The organism is Cupriavidus sp. 05T41, from assembly GCF_056396525.1.
The window spans coordinates 1-21487 of sequence record NZ_JBFTLQ010000081.1 but is presented as its reverse complement, the minus strand read 5'-3'; the positions used below and the strand labels follow the sequence as shown (position 1 = coordinate 21487).

Here is a 21487-nt window from a genome sequence, read left to right as displayed (position 1 = left end):
TCAGGCGCCCTGGAACAGTACGGTAGCAGCGGCCTCACCCGCCCGCAGGCGCGCCAGGATGGCGGRCTCGGCTTCATCGGACGCCAGTGCCTGGTCAATGATGCCGGCGGCCACATCCGAGGCCAGGAATACCACGCCGTTGTCGTCCGCCAGGACGAAGTCGCCGGGATTGACGGTGACACCGCCACAGATCACCGGCTCGTTGACGGCGCTGCGGCCTTCATCGATCCGCTTCGTGGTGAGGGCGCTGGTGCCCCGCGCGAACACCGGTATCCCCATCGCACGCAGTTCCAGGATATCTGTTGTCACGCCATCCACCACGATGCCTTTGGCGCCCGCGCACAATGCGGCGGTGCCGGTAACCGCGCCAACCGGCGCGTGGGCGTGATCGCCGCAGGCGTCGATCACCAGTACGTCGCCGGGCGCGAGGCGGGCCAGCGCGCGGTTCACGGCAATGGCATTGGGTGTGGCCAGGCGCAGGGTGACGGCACGGCCAACAAACTTCACATTGGGCGTGAGCGCCCGGATTTCGTGGCTCGCAAAGCCATCTTCAAGGAAGTGCCCGAGTGTGGGAAAGCTTACGCGTTCAAGCCGGCTCAGTAGCGCGACGTCGAGGTTGATTTGCATGGTATCGGTCCGGCAATGCGGTTCAGGACAGCGAGGTCTTGGCATCCATCGGGGAGGCCGGGGCAGACGCCTCCTTCCTCAGTGTCTCGGCAAGCAGTAGCAGCGCCACGGCGGAAATCAGCGCGGACCCGATCATGTACCACGCCACCGACGAGCCGCGGCCCGTGGCGGACAGCAGCGCCGTTGTGATGATCGGCGTGGCCGCGCTGCCCAGCAGACCGGACAGCATGTAGCTGATCGACAGGCCGGAGTAACGCACCTTGGTGCCGAACAACTCGGCCAGGAAGGTCGCGATGGGACCGTAGTTGGCGGCGAAAGCGGCCATCATCAGCAGGTAGCCAAACAAGGCGAAGGCAAACACCTTGGTGTCGAGCAGCCAGAACAGCGGGAAGGCGAGTAGTGCCTCGGCAAGTATCCCGCCAATGATCACGGGCTTGCGGCCGATCTTGTCGGAGAGCAGGCCGAACAGAGGCAGCAGCACCACGCAAAGCGCGCACGCGATCAGTGCGATCGATAGCATCTGGTTGCGCGAGAAACCCAGCGTCTGGGTGCCGTAGGTGAGGCCAAAGGCGACGATCAGGTTGAAAGCCGTGCCGGTGGACATGGTAGCAATGCCGCCCAGCAGGACCTGCTTCCACGATTTGGTCAGAACTTCGGCCAGGGGAATCTTGACTTGCGCGGCACTGGCCTTGACCTTGCTGAACGACGGCGTCTCGGAGGTATTCAGTCGAATGTACATGCCCACGCCGACCAGCAATACGCTGGCCAGGAATGGGATGCGCCAGCCCCAGGACAACAGGGCCTCATTGGACATCACCGTATTGCTGAGCAGAAATGCCAGGTTGGCAATTAGCGTGCCGGCAGGGACGCCGATCTGCACCCATGAGCCATAGAGCCCGCGCCGGTTGGCCGGTGCATGTTCCACCGCCATCAACACTGCGCCGCCCCACTCACCCCCCAGCGCAAGGCCTTGGATGACGCGCAGGGTCAGCAGGAGAATGGGCGCCCAGATACCGATCGAGTGGTAGTCCGGCAGCAGGCCGATGGCGAACGTGGCCGTGCCCATCATGATGAGCKAGACCAGCAGCATGGACTTGCGGCCCACCTTGTCGCCGAAATGCCCAAACAGCGCKGCGCCGACCATGCGGGCTATATAGGCCGAGGCAAAGGTCCCGAAGGCCAGCAACGTTCCGGTCAGCGGGTCGAAKGCGGGGAAGAAGACCTTGTTAAAGACCAGGGCCGAAGCCGTGGCGAAATAAACAGGTCGTACCACTCGACCGTCGTGCCGATGACGCTGGCGGCGGCGATCTTTTTCATATTGCGGGGTGGCTGACCGGTTTCCGGCGAGATGATGGGGGCGTTGTCGGTGTTCATGTGGCTTCCTGAATGGCGCGCAAAGGCGTTTTCGACCGGGTGGTCAGACCAATATATCGTAGACGACCAGAAAAACCAGGGTAATAGGTAGTTTCTCTAGGTCTGGTGGGCGGGTGGTCCGGCCTGTTTGGTCGTCTGATGTACCGTTTTCCCGAACACGCAATCTGTGTGCCAGCCAAAAAAGTACTTTATTGGACTCTTTTAAACCAAGTTGATGCGCATGCGTGGTGCGCGTGGAGGCTGGCGGGAGCGGGGGATGGTCAGGTTTGCCCTGGATGGGTGCGAAGGGTAGGGGGTTATGACCCGGCTGGCCCCGGGTCCGGCAGGTCTATTCGGCAATATGCTGGATCTCTTTCCGAGAGGCGGGAGACGATTGCCAGCAGGTGGAAAGCCATGGCATGGCGTGCCCGTATGGGGTCGCGGGCCACGATGGCGGTTACGATCCGGTCGTGTTCACCTACCGCAGCGCGCCAGGCCGATGCGTCCACAAAGTGCTTATCCAGGCGCTTGTATAGCGGGCTGACTTCGCAAAGATCCCAGACATGCGTGACGACTGATGCCAGGGCGGCATTTCCGCAGGCATCGGCGATGGCTTCGTGGAAAGCCCGGTCGTGGGCGAAGTCGTCGGCTTCCGGAGATTGATCGGGATTCATCTGCCGGTGCGCTTCTTCGATGGCGGCGATCTGCTCTGGCGTGCCGTGCTGGGCCGCCAGGGCGGCACACTCCGGTTCGAACAGGGTGCGTGTTTCCAGCAACTCAAACGGACTGGCTTCCAGCGCGGCTCCAAGGCGGCTGTCGATTTCCGTGCTGGCGTCCGATGCTGGCTCGGTGCCATTCGCGGTGTTCACCCCGGTCTCCTTGGGTTCCAGCACGAAGACGCCGCTACCGACGCGCACTTCCATATAGCCGCCGATTTCAAGGGCGATCAGCGCTTCGCGCAGCGTCGAGCGCGCGACGTTGAGCTGCTCGGCGAGCTCGCGCTCGGCCGGCAGGCGCTCACCCGGGGCAAATTCGCCGGCACTGATTTTCCTGGCAATCTGGTCTGCGATCAGCCGGTAGAGGCGCTGAGCTGAAACTGCTTGAAGGGATGACATTGGAATGGGTGCCACGGTGGAATTGACTGATGGTCTGATCAATACCCAAAACCGGCCCTCAATTCAAGGGGTGTCATGGAAGTCCCTCCAGTTTTCGACGATTGTCGAATCGTTGGTCCGGCCAATATGGTCCCAATAAAAAGTGACTCATAGGACTTATTTTTGTTCCGTGTTCATCGATGTGAGGGTAATTTCCCTTTGATTGGACGGACCACCGGGTCAAATATCAGAATTGATTTGGCGTTTCCGAAAGAAAAACATAGAATTGGTCCGGCCATCAGTCTACCGGTAGGGTCGCAGGATGCAATGCGACGCCGGGAACACCTCTAACAAGACTAGACGGGTCGAAGACCCCGGATACAACGCCAAACCAAAGGAGCAATGTCATGAAGAACGCAGACCTGGTCCGCCGCAAGGATGCCGCCACCCCCCGCGGCGTCGGTGTGATGTGCAATTTCTACGCCGAGCGCGCCAAGAATGCGGAGCTTTGGGATGTGGAGGGCAATCGCTATATCGACTTTGCGGCGGGCATCGCGGTGCTCAACACCGGCCACCGTCACCCGCGCCTGATCCAGGCCATGCAGGAGCAGATGGAGCGCTTCACCCACACGGCCTACCAGATCGTGCCCTACGCCAGCTATATCGAGCTGGCCGAGAAAATCAATGCCCGCGTGCCCGGCGCATTCGCCAAGAAGACCGCCTTTTTTACCACGGGCGCCGAAGCCGTCGAGAACGCCATCAAGATCGCCCGCGCCGCCACCGGCCGTCCTGGCGTGATTGCCTTTTCGGGCGGTTTCCACGGCCGCACCATGATGGGCATGGCCTTGACCGGCAAGGTCGTGCCTTACAAAGTCGGCTTCGGACCCTTCCCGTCAGATGTGTTCCACGCGCCGTACCCGTATGCCTTGCACGGCGTAAGCGTCGAGGACTCGATCAACGCGCTGCAGCAGTTGTTCAAGGCCGACATCGACCCGAAGCGCGTCGCAGCCCTCATTTTCGAACCCGTGCAGGGCGAGGGCGGATTCAATGTCGCGCCCGCGGAATTTGTGCGCGCCCTGCGCGCCATCTGCGACGAGCACGGCATCCTGTTGATTGCCGACGAGGTGCAGACCGGCTTTGGCCGCACCGGCAAGCTCTTCGCCATGGAGCACTACGACGCGGTGCCCGACTTGACCACCATGGCCAAGAGCCTGGCTGGCGGCATGCCCTTGTCGGCCGTTTGCGGCCGGGCCGAGATCATGGACGCGCCGGCCCCCGGCGGCCTGGGCGGTACCTATGCCGGCAATCCGCTGGCGGTGGCGTCCGCGCTGGCGGTGCTGGACGTGCTGGAAAGCGAAAAGCTGATCGCGCGCGGTGCGGCGCTTGGCCGCAAGTTGCAGGACAAGCTCGATGCTCTGAAGTCACGCGTGCCGGAGATCAGCGAAGTGCGTGGCATTGGCGCCATGATCGCCGTGGAGTTCCGGAAGCGCGACGGCAGTCCGAATCCGGAGTTTTCCAAGCTGGTGCAGGCCCGCGCCATGGAGAAGGGGTTGCTGCTCCTGTCTTGCGGCGTCCACGGCAATGTCGTTCGCTTCCTGTTTCCGTTGACGATTTCMGACGAAGTGATGGACGAAGGCCTTGAAATCCTGGCTGGCGCACTGCTTCAGTAAGCCGCGAAAAAGGCCGTTCGGCGGCGTCAAGCAGTCCGGGCTTGGCCGCGAAGGCTCGAAGTACGGCATCGAGGACTACCTCGAAATCCAGTACCTGTGCATGGGCGGCCTGGATCGCTGAGTCGTCCGGCAAGTCGCCGCATACAGAAAATTCAACGAGCCCGGTCGCCGTTAATTCAGCGGCGGCCGGGAAAGCAACGGAACCAATGACATGAGCAACCAATCTCCTCGCACTTCACAGGCCCTGCCTGAGCGCAATGGCGGTCAGATCCTGATTGACCAACTGATTATCCAGGGCGTAAAGCGCGTCTTTCTGGTGCCGGGAGAAAGCTATCTGCCTTGCATCGACGCGCTGTACGACCATCAGGACAAGATCCAGCCCATCGTCTGCCGGCAGGAGAGCGGAGCAGGCTATATGGCGGAGTCCCATGGCAAACTCACCGGCGAGCCTGGCATCTGCTTTGTGACGCGCGGCCCGGGCGCCACGAACGCCAGCATCGCGGTGCACACGGCGTACCAGGATTCGACGCCCATGATCCTGTTCGTTGGCCAKGTCGGAAATGACTTCTACGAGCGCGAAGCATTCCAGGAGATCGACTACCGCCGCATGTTCGGGGAGATKACCAAATGGGTGGCGCAGATCGATCGCACCGATCGCATTCCCGAATTCATCGCGCGCGCGTTTGCGGTGGCCACCAGCGGCCGGCCTGGCCCGGTCGTGCTGGCGCTGCCAGAGGACACACTATGGGGCAAGGCCAGGGTCGCCGACGTCCCGCGCTATCGCCGTGCGTACAGCGCGCCCACGCCGGATGCCATCGCGTCGCTGGCCGAGTTGGTCGAGCAGGCCGAGCGGCCGTTCCTGTTGATCGGCGGCTCCGGCTGGACGCCGGAAGCCGCCCGACAGATGGAGGGGTTTGCCGAGCGCTTTGCGTTGCCGGTCGGGGTTGCGTGGCGCCGCCTGGAGTGCTTCGATAACCATCATCCCAATTTCGCCGGCCACGTGGGCTGGGCGATGCCGGATTCGCTGCGCCAGCGCGTACTGGAGAGTGACCTGCTGATCGCCGTAGGCACCCGCATGGGCGAGGCAACCAGCGAGGGGTATACGGTGGTGGAAAGCCCGCTGCCGAAGCAGCGCCTGATCCATGTGTACCCGGACGCCAACGAGCTTGGCCGCGTGTTCCATCCGACGCTGCCCATTGCCGCCGATGTCGTGTCGTTTGCCGCCGCGGTGAGCCAGCTATCGCCAACGGCCGCGCGCGGTGCGCGCAATGCCGGCCATGAATCGCATCAGGCGTATCTGTCGGAGCAAGAACCCAAGGCCGCGCCCGGCGCGCTCAACCTCAATGTCGCTGCTTGCCACGTGCGCGACAACGTGCCAGAAGACACCTGCATCACCGTGGGCGCTGGCAACTACGCGCTGTACCCGCATGCCTACTACCGCTTCAAGGGCGTCGGCACCAGCCTGGCGCCGACCGTGGGATCGATGGGCTACGGCCTGCCCGCCGCCATTGCCGCCAAGCTCGAGAACCCCGATCGCACCGTGATCTGCTACGCGGGCGATGGTTGCTTCCAGATGAACCTGCAGGAGCTCGGCGTGGCCATGCAGTATCGCGTCGGGATCGTCGTGCTGGTGTTCAACAACGGCATCTGGGGCACTATCCGCGCCCACCAGGAGCGCGAGTTCCCTGGCCGCACCGTGGCGCTGGGCTTCGACAATCCGGAATTCAGCGAACTGATTCGCGCTTATCGCGGCTATGGCGAGATCGTTGCAAGCGATGAAGAGTTCGGTCCCGCGTTCGCGCGTGCGCTGGCGTTCGCCAATAGCCAGCAATTGCCGGCATTGCTCGAGCTGCGCTATGACGCCGACGGCATTGCGCCCGGCATGACACTGTCGCAGATCCGCTCGGAAGCCTTCGCCCGGCAATCCGACGCCAAGTAATGGCCACGACCGTGCAAGGAGAAATGAGATGACCGCACTCGCAATCAATGGCGACCGCTTGTGGCAATCGTTGATGGACCTCGCGGCGATCGGCGCCACGCCCAAGGGCGGCAACGCGCGCCTGGCGCTCACTGCGCTTGACGGGCAGGGTCGCGACCTGGTGACCGGATGGATGCGCGATGCCGGCCTCAGCGTGACGGTCGACAAGGTTGGCAATATCTTTGGCCGCCGCGCCGGACGCAACGACGCGCTGGCTCCGGTCATGACCGGCAGCCATATCGACACGCAGCCCACCGGCGGCAAGTTCGACGGGTGCTACGGCGTGCTGGCGGGGCTGGAGGTCATGCGCACCCTCAACGACCACGGCATCACCACCGAAGCGCCGCTAGAGGTGGCGATCTGGACCAATGAAGAGGGCTCCCGGTTTGTCCCGGTAATGATGGGTTCCGGCGTGTTCGCCGGCGTCTTTCCGCTGGAGATCGCACTGTCGGCCACCGATACCGACGGCAAGCGCGTGGCGGACGAACTGGCGTCGATCGGCTACGCCGGCGATGCGGAAGTCGGCCGCCAGATTGGCGCATACTTCGAAGCGCATATCGAGCAAGGCCCCGTGCTGGAAGCGGAAGACAAGGTGATCGGCGTAGTGACCGGATCGCTCGGCCTGCGCTGGTATGACGTCACCGTGACCGGCATGGAGGCGCACGCCGGCCCCACGCCGATGCCTCTGCGCAAGGACGCGCTCTACGGCGCCACCTTCCTGATGCAGGAAGTGATTCGCATCGCCAACGACTTCGCGCCGCACGGGCGCGGTACCGTGGGCGTGGTCAATGTGCATCCGTCGTCGCGCAATGTCATCCCCGGGGCCGTGAAGTTCACGGTCGACCTGCGCCACCTCGATCCTGCGCGGCTTGCCGAGATGGATGCACGGCTTCGCGCCGCCTGTGCCGCCGTGGCGGAAGGCACCACCACCGGCGCGGCCCTCGATGTGGCCGTGGAAGACGTGCAGTACTTCGCGCCCACGCCGTTCGCGCAGGAACTGATCGGCCATGTGCGCGAGCAGGCGGCCGCCAGGGGCTACAGCCACCAGGACATCGTTACGGGCGCCGGCCATGACGCCGTCTACATCGCCGGCATCGCGCCCACCGCGATGATCTTCGTGCCCTGCAAGGACGGCATCAGCCACAACGAGATCGAAGACGCCAAGCCGGAGCACCTGGAGGCCGGGGCCAATGTACTGCTCGGCGCCATGGTGGCACAGGCTAACGCCTGAGCTTGCCGATTCCCAATGAATGCAAGGAACCCACGATGAACAATCTGCGAGATCTCGCCCATTGGCGCAAGCAGGCGGAAGCGGTGCCGATCCGTTCGCAAGCCTATATCGACGGCTGCTGGGTTGACGCCGCCGATGGTGCCACCTTCGAGACCCTCAACCCCGCTACCGGCAAGGTGCTCGCCACTGTTGCTGCCTGCGGCGCCGAGGATGTCGACCGCGCCGTGCGTGCCGCGCGCAAAGCGTTTCGGTCCGGCGTCTGGTCGGACTTGCCGCGCAGCGTCCGGAAGGCGGCCCTGCTCAGGCTATCGCAGCTGATCGACGCGCACCGCGAAGAACTGGCGCTGCTGGAAACGCTCGACATGGGCAAGCCCATTGCCGAGACGCTGCAATACGACATTCCCGAGGCCGCTCGCACCTATGCCTGGTACGGCGAAGCCATCGACAAGATATACGACGAGATCGCGCCTACCGGTCCGAGCGTGCTGGCCACCATCACGCGCGAGCCGTTGGGCGTGGTCGCGGCGGTGGTGCCCTGGAACTATCCGCTGCTGATGGCCAGCTGGAAGGTGGCGCCTGCGTTKGCCGCAGGTAACAGTGTGGTGCTGAAGCCGGCGGAGCAATCGCCGCTGACCGCGTTACGGCTGGCGGAACTTGCCGAGCAGGCCGGCATTCCGGCAGGTGTCTTCAATGTGGTCCCGGGTCTTGGCGCTGCCGCCGGGCAGGCATTGGGCMGCCATCCGGATGTGGATTGCATTGCCTTTACCGGTTCCACCGCAACCGGCAAGCGCTTCATGGAGTATTCGGGGCAGTCCAATCTCAAGCGCGTGTGGCTAGAGTGCGGCGGCAAGTCGCCGCACATCGTCTTTGACGACTGTCCGGACCTGGACCGTGCCGCGCAGGCCGCCGCCATTGGCATTTTCAGCAACCAGGGCGAGATCTGCATCGCCGGTTCCCGCCTGTATGTGCAAGGCGGCATCTATGATGCGTTCATGGAGAAGCTGGAAGCGCATGCCGCGCGCATGCAGCCGGGCGATCCGCTGGACCCTGCTACTGCAATGGGCGCCATCGTCGACGGCGCGCAGTTGCAGCGGGTGATGTCCTACGTGAAGAGCGGCGAGGACGAAGGTGCCCGCCTGCGCGCCGGTGGCAAACGTGCGCATGCAGATAGCGGCGGCTTCTATATGCAGCCAACCATCTTCGAGTGCCCGACGCAGTCGCTCACTATCGTGCGCGAGGAAATCTTCGGCCCGGTGCTGGCAGTGACCCGGTTCGATACGGAAGACGAGGCCATCCGCATGGCCAACGATTCGCCCTATGGCTTGGGCTCGGGGCTCTGGACATCCAATCTGGCCCGCGCCCACCGCGTATCGCGCAAGCTGCAGGCGGGGCTGGTATGGGTCAACTGCTATATGGACAGCGATGTGACGGTGCCGTTCGGCGGCGTGAAGCAGTCCGGCTCGGGACGGGACAAGTCCTTGCATGCGCTGGACAAGTACACCGATCTGAAGACGACGTGGATTAGCCTGGAGTGACGATAGAACCAGCAGACCGGACACATCGAGGAAATCATGGCGCAGATTATTCAGTTGAACGCGGTCAACGCTCAGTGACCTGCAGCCGCTAGCCGGTTGTGCGTTACGAGCATGCGCGTCGAGCGACTTGCTCCGAGAAGCTCTGGTGTATTGAGCTGCCCAGCCACCACGTGGCAGGCAGCCGTCGCGGCAGAGTGGATGGCGCCGGCTGGGAAATGCTGTTCGTGGCCGTGGATGACCACGAACAGCGTCGCTTTCACGGCCATGCATCCGGACGAGCCGCGACCGCTACCTGATCCGACGCCTCCTTCGCGGGCGACGATTCGCACCATTCACCGCAGCCATGCCAAGCACTTCCATCAGAATCAGGTGCAGCGCCACAGAATAGGTAGCAAGAATCGAAGTACTTCCGACGCCTTCTGGCTGCCTTCCCCCGGATCCTGGCGCTTCGTTTCGTGTGTTCAATGTCGCCGCTCATCCGGCGGCCCGCGCGGCGTCTAGCACGGCTTCGATGAAGCCCGCCGGGCCGCACGCATAGAGATGCTTTGACGACAAGGGCGAGCCGGAAAAGGACGCCAGGTCCGCGCGATCATCCGCTAGCAGGGTGCGAAAAGCGCAGGGTGCTAGCGAGAGTGCCGGCGCCATCCATCAGCTCGGTTGCGCGGCATTGAGCAAGGCCTCCTCGATTGCCGCCGGCGTGAGGTCAGGTGCCAATTTCCCGACGAACTCGTACAAATGGCGTGGCCAGTAGGCGCCTCGCCTGGCGAGCGCATAGACGGTGCTAGTGGGAAACAGGTGGTCTACGGGGCTTGCATCCAGCTTGCGATCATGTGAGCGGGAGTACGCAACGAGCGGGATGATAGCCAGCCCCACGCCAGAGGCGGCGTAATTCTTCATAATCTCGACATCGGCCCCGCGCACAGCAATCTTGGGCATCAGGTMGGCATCCTCGAAGGCTTCGTGGACGCGTCGGCCAATGGCGTGCTGCTCGCTGTAGGTAATCAGCGGATAACGAGCGATGGCCTCAAGCGTTAGCGGCTGGGCATCGAACACCGGATGGCCACGTTCCCCAATCAGAACATGCGCGAGTTCGTAGCAAGGAATGGCTGCGAGCGTCGGTTGCAGGAACTGAGGCGCGGTGGAAAGCCCGAGGTTCACCTCGCCGGTGGCCACCAAGTGTGCAATTTCCGATGGGGAAGCCTGTACCAGATGTAGCCCCACGCTGGGGTAGCGCTTGGAGAACGAGGGCACGATGTCCTGCAGCACATAGCGGGCATGGGTATGCGTGGTGGCGATGGCCAGGCGGCCATTCGCCTCCCGTCGGTGATCCGCAACGATGTGGGCAATGTCCTCCGTTGCGGCCAACATGCTGCGCATGCATTGCAGCGTCCGTTCTCCAACGTCAGTAAGGCCGAAGATGCGGCTCTTGGAGCGGATTAGCAGCGCTGCCCCAAGGCTTTCCTCCAGCAGTGCGATCTGCTTGCTGACCGCTGACTGGGTCGTATGAAGTTCCCGGGCGGCCCGTKACACGTTCATATCGTAGTCCACGACGGCGCAGAAAGCCCTTACTTGCTGCAGTTTCATGATGCTTMCTTGCTAGGAACAGCGCTCACCCTGGCTGCCCGTGGCGAGTCTCTTCCCATGGTGCGTTCTTGAGGCGGGGCCCCGAACCGCCGGTGCCAACACGACTATTCCAGTTTGGAATCCTAATCTGAAATTTACCATTTCTTGGAAACGTCCCGGGAAACTACCATGGCGGCATGGAAAACCCAAGCGAGACAACAGCATGACCTCCAGCATTACGCCGGCATCCCTCGACGCGCTGCAATCCTGGATCGGCCGCAGCGAGACGGCAACCGACGTCGTTACGGTGCCCTTGGCCGAGCGCTTGATGGCCACCCTTGAGTCCCCTCGCAGCACTTCCTTCGCGCAAGGTGTTGAATTTCCCCAGATGTGGTACAGCGTGCTTTTCCCGCGCGTCGTGTCGCGGTCTCAGCTGGGCCGGGACGGCCATCCCGCGCCAGGCGATTTTCTGCCCCCAGTACCGCTGCCAAAGCGCATGTTCGCGGGCAAGCGAATCCAGTTCCTCGCTCCCATACGGATCGGCGACGAACTCACTCGGACGTCCGCCATCGCCTCCGTCACGCCCAAGCAAGGCAGTTCCGGACTGTTGGTCTTCGTGACGGTGCGCCACACCGTCAGCAACGCAGTTGGTAATGTGGTAGTCGAAGAGCAGGATATCGTCTATCGAAACAACGCTCTGGGTGAGGCCAGTGGCCCGGTCAACGCATCGCCGAAAGCTCCTTTCGAAGCGACACATCGATCCATCACCATTGTGGCGGACGCCGTAACGCTCTTCCGCTATAGCGCCCTCTGCTTCAACGGCCATCGCATTCACTATGACTATCCGTACGCCACGGAGGTAGAAGGCTATCCTCGCTTGGTCGTCAACGGAGGCCTCTCCGCGCTTTTCGCCGCCGAGCACGTCCACCATGCCTGGGGTGGAGTGCGCCTGGCAGGCATCACGACGCGCAACACGGCGCCGTTGTTTGAGGGTGAATCATTTCAGGTCGAGAGCCGCACCGGTGACAATCCCGGCGAAATTGCGTTCCGAGTCGTGACAGAAACGGGGAAAACGACGCTGCAAGGCTCCGGCATGCAGGAGGTGGCATGAACGCGTCCACTCCGCAAGAAGCCGCCGCCGCAGGCGAAGGTGTTGCCCCTCTGGGTGGCCTGCGCATCGTCGACCTGACGCAAGTCGTGGTCGGACCCTATGCAACCCAGTTCCTCGCTGACTTTGGCGCGGAAGTCATCAAGGTTGAGCATCCATCTGGCGACCTCGCCCGCTGGATAGGAGGGGGCTCGCCGACGCCAGGCATGGCCGCCAAATACTTGCACCTGAATCGCAACAAGAAGAGCCTGGCGCTGGACCTGAAAAAGCCGGGCGCTCTTGACGCCCTCAAAAAGCTGATCGCCACCGCGGATGTGGTTGTGCATAACATGAGGCCGGCTGCCGCCGCGCGCCTTGGGCTGTCGGCTGAGGATCTGTTCAGAATCAAGCCCGACCTCATCTATTGCAGCGTGGTGGGCTTCGGCCAGCAGGGGCGCTATCGCGACAAGCCGGCCTACGACTCTATTATTCAGGGAGCCTCCGGCCTGGCTGCCATCAACAACGGCGGCGACGGACAGCCTCGCTTCGTGCCGATGGTCATTGCCGACCGTACCGTCGGTGTGATGGTCGCCAACTGCATCCTGATGGCAGTGGTGCAGAGACTGCGCCACGGCGGGCCGCAGGCTATCGAAGTTTCCATGTTCGAGTGCATGACCGCATTTGTGCTGGCCGAGCACTTGTTCTTGAAGACTTTTGACCCACCCCTTGGCGACACCGGGGACTCGCGACTACTTGACCCCAACTCCCGGCCAGTTCCAACTGCTGATGGCTATATCTGCGTGACGGCCAATACCGACGCACAAGTCTTCGCCATGTTCGAGGCCATAGGACGCCCCGAACTGCGCACTGACGCGCGCTTTGCCGAAAAGCGGGCACGCTTCGAGAACATCGGGGAGATGTTCCGTATCCGTAACGAGGCATTTGCGGCACGAACCACAAGAGAGTGGCTTGAAATCTTAGAAGCAGCAGACATTCCCGCAGCTCCATTGCACACGCTCGACTCAGTGCTGGAGGACCCGCACCTGGCCGAGACGGGCTTCTTCCAGAAGGTCGAACATCCTACCGAGGGGACGATTACCAATCTGCGAAATCCGATTCGTTTCTCGAGCTACGAACCGACTCTCAATTGGCCGGCGCCGCATATCGGAGAACATAGCGTTGAGTTGCTGCGCAGCATCGGGGTTGCCGAGCGGGATATCGACAACTTGCTGACCATCGGCGCAACCGTACACCGCACTACGGCCATCGAGGAGCAGGCACGATGACAGGCATGGCTGAACGCACTAAGCAGCGTGCATTGCCCGTCTGGCGCTCGCTACTCTATGTCCCGGCGCATCGTTCCAACTGGACGGACGCATGATTGACCTTCCTATCATCGAACGGGCCCGTCGACTGCTTGAGCGGCAGCGGCACATCGAGTTTCGCGGCACGCGTTCCTGAGCCCTTGTAGGGCAGGATCGATTGCCCGCCGCCCATTTGCCAATCAATTCGAGCATCAGTCGAGGAGACTTTATCCAATGTTCAAGAAAGCTGCATTTGCGTTGACACTCAGTTGTGTCGCGGTAGTCCCTGGGGTGCTTTACGCCGCAGACAAGTATCCATCGCGTCCCGTCACGTTGGTCGTGCCATTCACGCCCGGTGGTAGCACCGATATCATTGCGCGTGTCATGGGCAAGCAGCTGAGCATCGCGCTCGGCCAGCCCGTAGTAGTGGAAAACAAGCCCGGGGCAGGGGGTGTTGTCGGCACCCAATACGCGAAGCTGCAACCGGCAGACGGGTACACGCTCATTCTGGGCGCAGTCGGGACATTTGGCGCCAATACGACCCTATACCGGCGCTTGCCCTACGACCCGGTGAAGGATTTCGCGCCTATCTCGTTGGTAGCGAGCGTGCCCAACGTCCTGGCAGTCAATCCCGAAAAGCTCGACGTGAAAACCGTGGATGGTCTGATACAAGCCCTTCGCGCCAAGCCCAATGGCTACGATTATGCATCGGCGGGAAATGGCAGCGCTGCGCATCTTGCCACCGAGTACTTCAAGCTGAGGGCGAATGTGCAGATCCAGCACGTGCCTTACAAGGGCACCGCTCCGGCGCTGAGTGACTTGGTCGCAGGCATGACGTCGCTAGCGCTGACGGGCTATCCACCTCTTTCCCCCTTCCTGAAGGCAGGCCGTCTGCGTCCCATCGCCGTTGCTTCKGCGAAGCGATTGCCACAGCTACCCAACGTGCCGACCATCAGTGAGACCAAAGGCTTTGAGGGATTCGTMGCGGATCAGTGGTATGGACTGCTGACGGTCGCCGGGACGCCCCGGCCAATCGTGGACAGGCTCAACAAAGAAGTGGTGGCCGCCTTGAAGAATCCCGAGACGCTTGAACTGTTCCGCAAAGAAGGGCTTGAGCCGATGTCCAACACGCCCGAGCAGTTCGCGGCGTACATCAAGGACCAGATTCAACTTTGGCGAGGCGTCGTCCACAAGGCGAACATCACCATCGATTGAGGGCGGTCAGCTCTCAACTCTCCGAAGATCTCCCGCTTTACAGCGGCTCCATCTGAAGCTGCTGAGCAGCTTTCGATGTCAATCGCTTTGGTACCGAGACAAGTCCGGTAACCAGACGGCTACTTTTCGTTGGGAATATCCATCTGTATCGGTTTTTGCCTCCATCGATACGAGGCAGCGGCTTCTTGCGCCCATGTTTTTCATGCGACATGTCCATATCAGAGTTTCGCGGCTACGTCGCGGCAAATCAGCGAGCTCGAAAATCCACAAGAAAAGAGGAGAACAGATTCAATGCAGCGAAAGATCGCCCTTTGCCTCACGATGTTCGCCACTGCCGCACAGGCGCAGGCCCAGTCAACTTCCAGTGTGACGTTGTATGGCGTCATGGATACCATGGTGCGCTACTCCAACAATAATGCTGGCGGTGGGAATCTCGCCGAACTTGCGAGCGGCTATTACAACGGTTCACGCTGGGGCATGCGCGGAACTGAGGAGCTCGGGGGTGGCTTGTCTGCGCTGTTCAATCTGGAAAGCGGGTTTGATCCAACAACGGGTATGGGGTCGCAAGCCACGAAGACGGCCAGCTACGGGGAACAATCCACGAACGGGCAGCCTCGCCTGTTCGGGCGCGCTGCCTTCGTTGGGCTGAACAAGGTCGGCTTTGGCAGACTCACCTTTGGGCGCCAGTTCACCACCGCGTACGACGCGACAAGCCGCTTCCAGCCGAACGGGCACCCKAACCTGGACGCCGTTACGATTCTCAACGGCTACACGGGCCCACGGCAAGACAATATGGCCAAGTACTTTGGCCAGTGGGGGGCATTCTCGGCAGGTGCGCACTACACCTTCGGGGAGGTGCCGGGCCAGACAAAGCGTAGTTCCAGCTATGGTGTCTCGGTGGGATACACAGACAGCCGCGTCGACGTCGGCGCGTTCTGGCAGCAGGCTAATGCACTGACCACTCCGGAATCTCGCAAGGTCTGGGGTCTCGGCGGAAACTACCAGGCAGGCATCGTCAAGCTGACCTTCGGCTATCTCAACAATCGCTTCGATGTCAGCCCGACGCGCAATGATGTCTTCACCGGCGGCTTCGCCATCGATGCAACCTCTGCACTCACGCTGTCTGTCGCGGCGCACTATGACAGGCAGCAGAATGCCGACGGCAGCCGGATTATGGTGAACGGGGTCGCAGACTACGCCTTATCAAAGCGGACGGACGTCTATGCGGAGGTCGACTTTAATCGAATCAACGGCGGCTACACGCTACCGACATTCATGGGTGAAAAAGGAAGCAAGGTGGGTGGTGGTATCGGGCTTCGGCATCGATTCTGACGCGCAGTATTGACGATGGTTGACGTCCAGTCGGCCCTAAAGGAACGGGAGGGCGTCTAATGGGCTATKGGCAGGGTGCTTATCCGGGACGAGGCACCGTCATGCCGGCTGCGCGTTGCCTAATTGAAGCCGCTAAAATGCCCGGGCGGTCTCTGCCAGGGCTTTTTAACGGCTTCCTGTAACACCAGCCACAACCGACCGCCTCTGAAGACCCGAGCCAGCAGCCAGCAGCCAGCAGCCAGCATGTCGGCATGTCGGCTGGCGCCTCAGCCGCCCTATCCTCGCAGCAAAACGCAATTAATCGCCTAGCGTCAAACTCCCACAACCCATGGAGCCAGCAAGCGACGAGGCCAATAGCGGCAATGAAATGTGGTCGATGCTGACTAAGCTCCGCATCTGCTCCCGGGAGGCCACGTTCGAACTTCCTCGGGGCAGTGGACATGTGGGCTGTGGCGCAGGTCTTCAAACTGCGCCACAAGTTGGCGCGGATTTAGCGCAGTATGAGGATCTACTTAAGTGACGCACGACGTACCTGGCGCGGCCAGAGTGCAGTTCATTCGTCGCTTGGCCTGGAGAGGAGGGTGACGCCGCACGCCAAAATTAAAAACGCGCTTAATCGCCAAGCTTGACCTACAACCGTGCAAATGTTGGCTGGCGTCAGGTCGGTTCCTCTTGGAGTAGAGGGCAGCCAGCACACGCAGCTTCCTGGCTTGCCTTTTCACGGGACGGGCCTCCATGGCGTCGGTTGCAAGGACGGCCAGGAAGCGTTCGTAGCAGAGGCCAAGTCCACAAGGGTGAGGAAGGCCAGTCGCTTACCCAATTGCAACGCGGCTTACAGKATCAGGCGGCAGGCCGACAGCGTTGCCGCACTGCCTGCATAGGGTGCAAGTCCCGGAGTGAGGGGAGCCAGGTCGTCCGCCGCGGCAATGCAGATACTAGATGCGCGATTGTCGCCGGTGCGGCCGGACAGCGGCTTGCGGAGGAAATCATTGCAAGGTGATGCTTAGCCTATCCAGCCACTTGTGCAGTTCGGCCACGCGGAAGGACTGGAACTTGCCGCAAAGTGCCAGGAGAAGATCCGATTGCGAGGTCTCGAGCAGGGTGGCGGCCTCCGACAACCGCATCCCACTGACCTGAATGCGGTCGGTGATGTCTTTCACGATGTTTGCCTTCAGCGGGATCTCTTCGGCGTCGGCGAAGCCAAGCTGCGCATAGACATTGCTGGTTCCATACTCGAAGCAAAACATGTGATCTCCTTTCATTCGCTAGACAACAACCCCTTTCTGCATCGTGCGTGGCGGTGGCTGAKGACGCGATTATTCAGCGAAGACAATGTCAACACAATCCCGGGGAAATACGGAGGCTGGTGTGACTAGCGGCCCACGTGGGCGGCGGCAGGCCAGGAGAGGTGGGACGCCGGGGGCGTCGCGCTGCCTCGGCAACTGTCAGAACGCAGGACGTTCCCTCGTACCCGCCACCGCAGCGGCGATGCGTTCCTCTTCACGCGCTATCGCGAGTGTTTCGCTGTAGCATCTCGATTCCGCCTACGTAACTGCCGAAGGCGCCTGTTGCACGTTCCTCTATCTCATCTGCCGACGTCAGTCCAACTGCAACGAGTGCGCGAATGTCTTCGCGATCGTTATCGGCGAGTCACGCGATTTTGCTGGCAGCGAGATCCACAGGGGAGAGCACGCGCACCTGTATCTGATCCAGGCTGAGGTCCACCGTCTTCCTGGTAGTCCTCGTGCATCAGCGCGAATGCCATCGCCAGAACACAAAAAACTACCGCATTGCCACTTAGTCAGTCCTCGCTTTGGCGCGGTCTTCAGGTCGAGGCCCATTGCTCGAATGGAGGTACAGGTAGGTGTACGTTCACCAAGCCTGAAGTTGTGCAGCAAGCTGTTGCACAATTGTGGTCAGTGCACTGACGTAGAAAGCGAGAGCGCCAAAACCGCCAGATTTCGCGCAAAAAGTACGGCTACCCCTTACGGGCGATATCGTTCCCGCGCCCTCTGCGGAGCGTCATCCGTTTCCTGCAGCGAATCGAGAAAATCCCGCGTCAGCGCGACACACTCATCAAAGCTGCGGTCGAAGCTGATCCGCTGGATCCTGGCGAACTGCTCGCGCATGATCGGGGGGCCCGCCTCGATTTGGCCCAGGAAGGCGGCTGCATGCCTCAGCAGAAACGGCGCGGCATGCGCGAGGRCTGTTGGTTCTTGCTCGACCACGACGGCCAGGTCGAAGAGATCCCGTGCGATGGCGCGGTCGCCCCGATGGTAGAGCTTCTTGGCAACGATTTCGGCTGCAGTCTCCACTTTGACTGGCTGCCCCATGATCTCCCAGATCTCGAATGGCTCGTCAGTCAGGTTGGGCGAGGCCACGACGTCGACTTCGCCGGCGTCAAGGACCAGCTTCACGAAGTTCCCCTGCTCCACATAGTCGCTCGTGATGCCCTCTGCAGTCTCGCTCAAACGGGGTGTCACGAACCCTAGATATTGCGGGTCCGGCACAAAGAGGTCGATATCGCGTGAAAAGCGATGGCGGTACCGGAGCATCAGGACCGTCCCGCCCCCGAAGGTCCAGAACGGCTCGATACCCCCGTGCTTCCTGACCTCCTCCATCAGCGTGAAGGCGTGAGGGAACAGGCTTTCCCAGGTGTCACCCTGGAGCTCAATCTTCATGCCCACAGCCCTCCGCGTGTCGCCGTCAATGACTGCGCGAGTCGTCTGAGGTTCTTCCAGATGTCGGCCGGTTTCCGGTGCTGCTTCGCCGCCACCTCGGCCACTACCTTGGTGACGAGTTGCAGTGGCGCCTCATCCAGGACCTGGGCTACTTGCGGTCGAAACTCCGCCGGCACCTCGCCAGTGGCCAGCGCCCATTCAAGCAGATCAGGCGTGAGCTCGCCGGCGTAACTGACGTTTGCGCCCTTCGCGGCCATCCATAGTGCGCGGGTCGGTGTGCCCMTGGCCTGGCGGCCGGCGTCGGGATCGTACACATCAAGCGCAAGGCCTAGGACGTCCATCAGCCGGCCCAGCGTTTCGAGCGTGGCGTTCACGGTTCCATGCTCAATGCCGTTTAGGGACTGGCGCGACAGTTTGGCCATATCCGCCAGTTGCTGCTGGGTCAGGCCGAGGGCGATCCGCTTGTGTTGAATCGTATTACCCAAGAGTGCAGGGTTCATGGCGAGAATCTCCGCTCGATGTGTCAAGTATAGACGACATAGACGGGGATATGGTTTCTTCGGCAATTGGGGGAATCGTCCTTTTCCTGCAGATTGATACGGTTGTGGTCAGCCCCGAGGGTGTGGGTTGCAGACCATTCGCCTGACCTTATTGCGGCCATCCGAGCACTTGTCGTACAGCTTTGTTCCGRACGACACTCCGAAAAGTGTAGATGTCGGCATTTGTGTATCGCTACGTTGGCAGGCAAGGGCAGCGCCAGCTCGAGGCGGCKGGTACAAACCTTTCGAATCTTGTGGAGGACGTGCGGCAGGAATTCGCTACCTGACCAACGCGCGTTATCCCATAGGACGGGTGGCAACGCTGCTKGGCTATTCACGCCAGTCGTCGTTTACGCAATGGTTCACTGCCCGATTTGGCACTCCGCCGCGTGCCTGGCGTGCCTCGCACGTGAAATGCAAATGTTCAGGTTTGTTTKATGCCTGCCCTTGGCCCGGGAATGGACGACCGCGGGCCGGACCTGCTTGTCTCTTCCCGGGGCTTCTTGCMGATAGCACATGGCTGACACGTTCAGCCGCGGGCATGGGAATCGAGAGTGCAAGCTAAGTTGTGATCGTGCTGGGCCGACTCGGTCKATGACGGCCTCCAACTCTGCGATCGATCGGGTCAGCACGCATTGCCGCTACTTAACGTGCAGGATCACGAGTCCCTCCGAGATCGTTGGGGCACTTGCGCCATTGCCAGTAGCGTTCTGTGCGATCCAATCCTTAGCCTTTTGGCTGCTTTCATCAACCCCCGTCTTGTCATTGCAAACGGTAACTGAGAAGCCAAATTCACCATCCTCGCTTCGGGCCAGTGTGTAGCTGACAAAGCCTTGGACCGAACGCATCAGTGATTCGATCTCAGGAGTGCGCCTCTCCAACAAATCGAAGAGTTCCTTAGCGCCTGCTCCCGAATATGCTCTTATTACGGTGTGCATGATATATCACTCACTTTGATGCCCTGGAGTTGGCGCGAATACGGTGCTGGGTGGAACCCTTAGTCGGTAGTCAATGCGACCAAGAGGTTCTTCTACGCCCGATTCATGTTGGCCAGTAGATGCCAGAAGGCTACTTTACATAGGGGCTGATTTGCATTCGGCCCCCATCAGGAACAACTTTGGCGGCGAATAGAAAAAATGCCAGTGATTTCTGGAGAATTTCCGTCTGTCCGCCAGCGGGCGAGGGAATTGAGGTCTATGAGTGACCTCCCGGGATAGTGCTGGCAGCGTTTGTCGACGGATGATCGGCGACCAAGTGCTGTACGGCCTCGGGATTGGCTATGTCGACGCACATCTGCCGGGCGCTACCCGGCTGACACCCGGCAGTGCTCCGTGGACGCGAGACCGGCGTTTGTTGGCAGTCGCCGATCGTCTGCGGCTGGCCGATCGGCCGCTCACTGGGGACACGCCCCCAAGCGGAGACCGCGCCAAAGCGGGGGCGGACGACCGGATCACTGTCAGGAGGCCAATGAGGCACCTACAATGCGCGCATGGCTTCCGATCCCGGGCCGGCGACCTCCGTCCTGCAACTTCGAATTGCTCTGCGTGGCCTGAGCCCGTCGGTTTGGCGACGCGTCCTCGTTCCCGAGCACTTGACGCGCGGGCAATTGCACAATGTGATCCAGGTCGTCATGGGCTGTGCCGACGAACGCACACGTTTAGCATTCGTGGCAGGCGTTACGGCGAAGCGCATGAAGGCATCCTGCAATTTTCCGCGGTAGCAAACGAGCTGACGCTGGCCGCGTTTAATCTGCGCGAGCACGAAGGCTTCGTCTTGCGACGTTGCGTGGCGGGTGGCGGCCCTTGCGCCGGGAGAGTTCGCGCATCCCGTGAGCGCGGGCGGCATGTTGGCACTGGGCTGCATCCTCATAAAGTGCAACAAGGAGCACTCATTGCACTGCGGCCGGCCCGATTGGCCGCGCCGTCAAAAATATTTTCCAAAAGGACTTGCCACTTCGATAAGCGCGCATTAATATTCGCTCCCTCGCAACGAAATGCGCTGCAGCAAAGCAGAGTAAAGCACAAGTTGTGGGGTAAAAAGAAAGGAAAAAAGCAATACGAATTCGTTCAGTGATGTTCGGGTTTAGTAGCCGGTTTTCTCTCGTTTTTATGTGCTGCAGACAAAGYAGCGACGCGGTAAGCAAAGCGAAYCGCGGCAAGTTCTTTAACAAACAAACAACCGATAAGTGTGGGCGCTTGATAGCGGATGCCCGGTGCGCAAGCATCGGAGCTTACAAGTTATAAAGTGCTCGCACAGTAAAACATGTTCAAACATGTTC

Annotated in this window: 19 protein-coding genes; 10 read left to right on the top strand and 9 right to left on the bottom strand. The window is 61.2% G+C overall.

Going from position 1 to position 21487, the window contains the following annotated elements; all coding sequences use genetic code 11:
• The 4 genes from AC1DKV_RS32695 to AC1DKV_RS32680 form a co-directional block, all read right to left on the bottom strand.
• Positions 1-627 carry an RraA family protein gene (locus tag AC1DKV_RS32695; protein ID WP_477138944.1) on the bottom strand — a complete coding sequence of 209 codons (627 nt, stop codon included), beginning with the start codon at positions 625-627 and terminating at the stop codon, positions 1-3.
• 22 nt (positions 628-649) lie between these two features.
• A complete protein-coding gene (locus tag AC1DKV_RS32690; protein WP_477138943.1) occupies positions 650-1900 on the bottom strand; it encodes an MFS transporter in 1251 nt (416 codons plus the stop codon).
• Positions 1822-2001, bottom strand: coding sequence for a hypothetical protein (locus AC1DKV_RS32685; RefSeq protein WP_477138942.1), 180 nt, complete (start codon positions 1999-2001; stop codon positions 1822-1824). The genes AC1DKV_RS32690 and AC1DKV_RS32685 overlap by 79 nt, the downstream gene beginning before the upstream one ends.
• A 296-nt stretch (positions 2002-2297) precedes the next feature.
• On the bottom strand, positions 2298-3095 hold the full coding sequence (locus tag AC1DKV_RS32680) for a FadR/GntR family transcriptional regulator (RefSeq protein ID WP_477138941.1): 798 nt from the start codon (positions 3093-3095) through the stop codon (positions 2298-2300).
• A 386-nt stretch (positions 3096-3481) separates the two neighbouring features.
• On the opposite strand from AC1DKV_RS32680, the gene gabT reads away from it, so the two are divergent.
• The 5 genes from gabT (at position 3482) to AC1DKV_RS32655 (ending at position 9488) form a co-directional block, all read left to right on the top strand.
• Entirely contained in the window at positions 3482-4744 is a 1263-nt protein-coding gene (gabT, locus tag AC1DKV_RS32675; RefSeq protein ID WP_441623301.1) for a 4-aminobutyrate--2-oxoglutarate transaminase, read from the top strand.
• Complete coding sequence (locus AC1DKV_RS32670) at positions 4713-4865, top strand: aldehyde dehydrogenase family protein (protein ID WP_441623300.1); 153 nt, start codon at positions 4713-4715, stop codon at positions 4863-4865. The genes gabT and AC1DKV_RS32670 overlap by 32 nt, the downstream gene beginning before the upstream one ends.
• Before the next feature lie 90 nt (positions 4866-4955).
• A complete protein-coding gene (locus AC1DKV_RS32665; protein WP_477138940.1) occupies positions 4956-6683 on the top strand; it encodes a thiamine pyrophosphate-binding protein in 1728 nt (575 codons plus the stop codon).
• 28 nt (positions 6684-6711) lie between these two features.
• The gene (locus AC1DKV_RS32660; RefSeq protein WP_441623296.1) at positions 6712-7953 is read left to right on the top strand and encodes a Zn-dependent hydrolase; all 1242 of its coding nucleotides are present in this window, start codon (positions 6712-6714) and stop codon (positions 7951-7953) included.
• A gap of 35 nt (positions 7954-7988) precedes the next feature.
• Positions 7989-9488, top strand: a complete 1500-nt coding sequence (locus AC1DKV_RS32655; protein WP_477138939.1) for an aldehyde dehydrogenase — start codon at positions 7989-7991, stop codon at positions 9486-9488.
• Positions 9489-10136: 648 nt separating this feature from the next.
• Here the strand turns inward: AC1DKV_RS32655 and AC1DKV_RS32650 are convergent.
• On the bottom strand, positions 10137-11072 hold the full coding sequence (locus AC1DKV_RS32650; RefSeq protein ID WP_477138938.1) for a LysR substrate-binding domain-containing protein: 936 nt from the start codon (positions 11070-11072) through the stop codon (positions 10137-10139).
• A 202-nt stretch (positions 11073-11274) separates the two neighbouring features.
• On the opposite strand from AC1DKV_RS32650, the gene AC1DKV_RS32645 reads away from it, so the two are divergent.
• The 4 genes from AC1DKV_RS32645 (at position 11275) to AC1DKV_RS32630 (ending at position 15989) form a co-directional block, all read left to right on the top strand.
• Positions 11275-12162 carry an HTD2 family dehydratase gene (locus AC1DKV_RS32645; RefSeq protein WP_441623291.1) on the top strand — a complete coding sequence of 296 codons (888 nt, stop codon included), beginning with the start codon at positions 11275-11277 and terminating at the stop codon, positions 12160-12162.
• Positions 12159-13424: a CaiB/BaiF CoA transferase family protein gene (locus tag AC1DKV_RS32640; protein WP_477138937.1), complete on the top strand. Its 1266-nt coding sequence runs from the start codon at positions 12159-12161 to the stop codon at positions 13422-13424. The genes AC1DKV_RS32645 and AC1DKV_RS32640 overlap by 4 nt, the downstream gene beginning before the upstream one ends.
• Positions 13425-13676: 252 nt before the next feature.
• Entirely contained in the window at positions 13677-14657 is a 981-nt protein-coding gene (locus AC1DKV_RS32635; RefSeq protein ID WP_441623287.1) for a Bug family tripartite tricarboxylate transporter substrate binding protein, read from the top strand.
• A gap of 291 nt (positions 14658-14948) precedes the next feature.
• Positions 14949-15989, top strand: a complete 1041-nt coding sequence (locus AC1DKV_RS32630) for a porin (protein ID WP_441623285.1) — start codon at positions 14949-14951, stop codon at positions 15987-15989.
• Between the two features lie 986 nt (positions 15990-16975).
• Here AC1DKV_RS32630 and AC1DKV_RS32625 read toward each other — a convergent pair.
• From AC1DKV_RS32625 to AC1DKV_RS32610, 4 genes are all read right to left on the bottom strand, one after another.
• Entirely contained in the window at positions 16976-17236 is a 261-nt protein-coding gene (locus AC1DKV_RS32625; protein ID WP_441623283.1) for an XRE family transcriptional regulator, read from the bottom strand.
• 738 nt (positions 17237-17974) lie between these two features.
• Positions 17975-18670, bottom strand: a complete 696-nt coding sequence (locus AC1DKV_RS32620) for a nucleotidyl transferase AbiEii/AbiGii toxin family protein (RefSeq protein ID WP_477138936.1) — start codon at positions 18668-18670, stop codon at positions 17975-17977.
• Positions 18667-19170, bottom strand: coding sequence for a helix-turn-helix transcriptional regulator (locus tag AC1DKV_RS32615; RefSeq protein ID WP_477138935.1), 504 nt, complete (start codon positions 19168-19170; stop codon positions 18667-18669). Before AC1DKV_RS32615 ends, AC1DKV_RS32620 begins: the two co-directional genes overlap by 4 nt.
• Positions 19171-19850: 680 nt before the next feature.
• Positions 19851-20147, bottom strand: coding sequence for a hypothetical protein (locus AC1DKV_RS32610; protein ID WP_441623278.1), 297 nt, complete (start codon positions 20145-20147; stop codon positions 19851-19853).
• Between the two features lie 551 nt (positions 20148-20698).
• On the opposite strand from AC1DKV_RS32610, the gene AC1DKV_RS32605 reads away from it, so the two are divergent.
• Positions 20699-20929: an IS1096 element passenger TnpR family protein gene (locus AC1DKV_RS32605; protein WP_441623276.1), complete on the top strand. Its 231-nt coding sequence runs from the start codon at positions 20699-20701 to the stop codon at positions 20927-20929.
• Positions 20930-21487 lie beyond the last annotated feature (558 nt).

Excerpts from the sequence above, each read along its gene's own strand:
- AC1DKV_RS32680 (WP_477138941.1), bottom strand. The coding sequence starts at position 3,095 with ATGTCATCCCTTCAAGCAGTTTCAGCTCAGCGCCTCTACCGGCTGATC.
- AC1DKV_RS32660 (WP_441623296.1), top strand. The coding sequence starts at position 6,712 with ATGACCGCACTCGCAATCAATGGCGACCGCTTGTGGCAATCGTTGATG.
- AC1DKV_RS32645 (WP_441623291.1), top strand. The coding sequence starts at position 11,275 with ATGACCTCCAGCATTACGCCGGCATCCCTCGACGCGCTGCAATCCTGG.
- AC1DKV_RS32640 (WP_477138937.1), top strand. The coding sequence starts at position 12,159 with ATGAACGCGTCCACTCCGCAAGAAGCCGCCGCCGCAGGCGAAGGTGTT.
- AC1DKV_RS32625 (WP_441623283.1), bottom strand. The coding sequence starts at position 17,236 with ATGTTTTGCTTCGAGTATGGAACCAGCAATGTCTATGCGCAGCTTGGC.
- AC1DKV_RS32610 (WP_441623278.1), bottom strand. The coding sequence starts at position 20,147 with ATGCACACCGTAATAAGAGCATATTCGGGAGCAGGCGCTAAGGAACTC.
- AC1DKV_RS32605 (WP_441623276.1), top strand. The coding sequence starts at position 20,699 with ATGGCTTCCGATCCCGGGCCGGCGACCTCCGTCCTGCAACTTCGAATT.